General features: G+C 43.0%; 3 protein-coding genes and 1 pseudogene. 3 read left to right on the top strand and 1 reads right to left on the bottom strand.

Going from position 1 to position 2,059, the window contains the following annotated elements; genetic code table 11:
• From A3757_RS26985 to A3757_RS18545, 3 genes and pseudogenes are all read left to right on the top strand, one after another.
• Nucleotides 1-289, top strand: a pseudogene (locus A3757_RS26985) (hypothetical protein); the annotation flags it as partial.
• 15 nt (nt 290-304) lie between these two features.
• The gene (locus tag A3757_RS18550) at nt 305-934 is read left to right on the top strand and encodes a hypothetical protein (protein ID WP_068515850.1); all 630 of its coding nucleotides are present in this window, start codon (nt 305-307) and stop codon (nt 932-934) included.
• Between the two features lie 76 nt (nt 935-1,010).
• The gene (locus A3757_RS18545) at nt 1,011-1,412 is read left to right on the top strand and encodes a hypothetical protein (protein WP_068515853.1); all 402 of its coding nucleotides are present in this window, start codon (nt 1,011-1,013) and stop codon (nt 1,410-1,412) included.
• Nucleotides 1,413-1,427: 15 nt separating this feature from the next.
• On the opposite strand, the gene A3757_RS18540 is transcribed toward A3757_RS18545, so the two are convergent.
• On the bottom strand, nt 1,428-1,826 hold the full coding sequence (locus tag A3757_RS18540; RefSeq protein ID WP_068515856.1) for a hypothetical protein: 399 nt from the start codon (nt 1,824-1,826) through the stop codon (nt 1,428-1,430).
• Between the last annotated feature and the right edge of the window lie 233 nt (nt 1,827-2,059).

Genomic DNA, 2,059 nt, shown 5'->3' with positions numbered 1-2,059 from the left:
GGCTTTCACCAACTCTCCTGACAATGAAATTAGTATCGATACGGCGATCGATATCGGGAGAGAAGCCCAACCTCGGCAACTAGACAAGCGTTACACCTCAGACCATAGAATTGGCAGTAAGGTTGTTATCGCACCTAGTGACTACCGACAGGTACCCGTAACGGGAACCTTAGTAGGCGTCGACAGCCAGCGCTGGATTATTTCTCGTAACAACCCGGAAACTGGCTTGATACATTTGCACTTTCCTAGTAATGCCGTGGATGTAAATATCCGCCTTCCAAAGCAATAACAGGACAAGCCTATAATGAAAGCCGTTACGACCTCCCTCCTTATACTAATACTGTTTAGCTTAAGTATCAGCGCAAAGCTTTATGCAAATTCGATAGAGATGCCTTCACCTGAACAGCCCTCTGAAGACCTTGGAAAATATGTCTCTATTAATATTGAGATCAAGGAGTTGAAGGAGTCAGGCATAGTTCTCCGAGAAGCTAGCGAAAAGCTATCTCTTGCCCTGGATGAGGTTTCAGAAAATCTTCAGGATCTCTCTCCCGAGCAGTTGCGTTTGATTAATGACTTGGCCGATAAAGTAGACAGCATGACCAACAAACTCAATCGGGCAGCTGGTAGCTTTCCCGAAACCATTAAGAAGGCTCAACAGCCTTCAAATGAGCTGCTAACTCAGTCACTTAAAACAGTTCGGGACGAAACCGTAACGCCGATTGTCGACAGTATCAATCGCTGGTTAATTATCACCATTATAGGCTTAGTACTCATCGGTATAGGTCTGTTGGTAGGGTTTGTTATAGGCTTAAAGAAAGTATCGGCAGCGGGAAGTAAGATACTACAAATAGCTGATGGATATCGAATAATTCCTTTAGAGCAGTATAACGAATCACGAATAGCCCCCCTCAACAAAGCACCACAGGAGCTATAAAATAGTTCCTCATTACTTGGCATATTCCTGCTAGACCTTTACTATAATTCCCTCTGTATATTCTGAAGGTTTCAATATGCGTATTCGGCTCGATAACGGCAAAGACTATGATCTACTTGCGATGTTTACACCGTCTTGGGTCGGCCACAAAAAAGCTCTTGAAGCTCTTCGAAAAAACTATTCAGTCTGGACCAACGCCCTCACTTTACCGTTGTATAACAGGAACAGTGTTTCTGGCTTGCTTAAGTGGCTAGTGGTTCTGACCCTACATTCCATTTCACTTCTATCGCTCCCTTTCATCCTGGTCTTGGGCTTTTCAATGAAAGCTTATACGATTTTCTTAAGCGACGATGTAAAGAAGATGAAACAGTACAAACAAGACTTACAAACCATCTATGCAAAGTTAAAAGATATCGAAGATCAGGATGAATATAAGCGACGCTTGAAAGAAGAGATAGCCAAGGTAAAGCCGTTCTAAGAATTGCTTTGAAAATCAGGCAATATCCTCATATCCAGATACCGGGTCTTGCTCACAATTCTTACGGTACTGAGTCAACAACCAGGCTATCGCGCTTGCATAAACAAGATTGGTTGCAAGTTCAGCATGAGGGTTTTCCAAAAATGCCCTTTGCGAAGCCAAACCCCGTACGGTACTCGCCAGGTCTGGTTGAAAAGCTAAATACTCATCCCATAAAGCGGTGTGACTTTCAGGACTAATCGCATAAATACCTAAACCATCAGACTGCTTCGAGGCTACCAAGTGCTCACCGTAAGAGGAACGTTTAGAAGCTAGCTTCAATAAGTAATGTTCTGCAAATTGGGAGCGTTCATCCAAAGCCGCGAGTGCGGGACGAATTACATAATCATTGAGTTCTTGTGCATTAATACCCATGATCCACCTCTCAATGCCAATTTTTCGGCAGTTTTTTGCCTTTTATACGCTTATGAAGTTTGGATGCAATTTGCTTGCCTGATAACTTGAGCTGACGCTTACGCTAGCCTTATTAACCTTATCGGCCAGCGTCTCACATGCTCCATACCTGGGTAACAATTCGATAACAAACGAAACAAAAGCGCTTAAGTGTTTGCATCCGTTCGTCATAGAATATCTAATTTATAATCTAA

Source organism: Oleiphilus sp. HI0117 (assembly GCF_001635235.1).
Note: the sequence above shows the minus strand (reverse complement) of the source record. Positions and strands in the feature narration are given on the sequence as shown.

Coding starts and splice junctions, on each gene's coding strand:
- A3757_RS18550 (WP_068515850.1), top strand. CDS start 305: ATGAAAGCCGTTACGACCTCCCTCCTTATACTAATACTGTTTAGCTTA.
- A3757_RS18545 (WP_068515853.1), top strand. CDS start 1,011: ATGCGTATTCGGCTCGATAACGGCAAAGACTATGATCTACTTGCGATG.
- A3757_RS18540 (WP_068515856.1), bottom strand. CDS start 1,826: ATGGGTATTAATGCACAAGAACTCAATGATTATGTAATTCGTCCCGCA.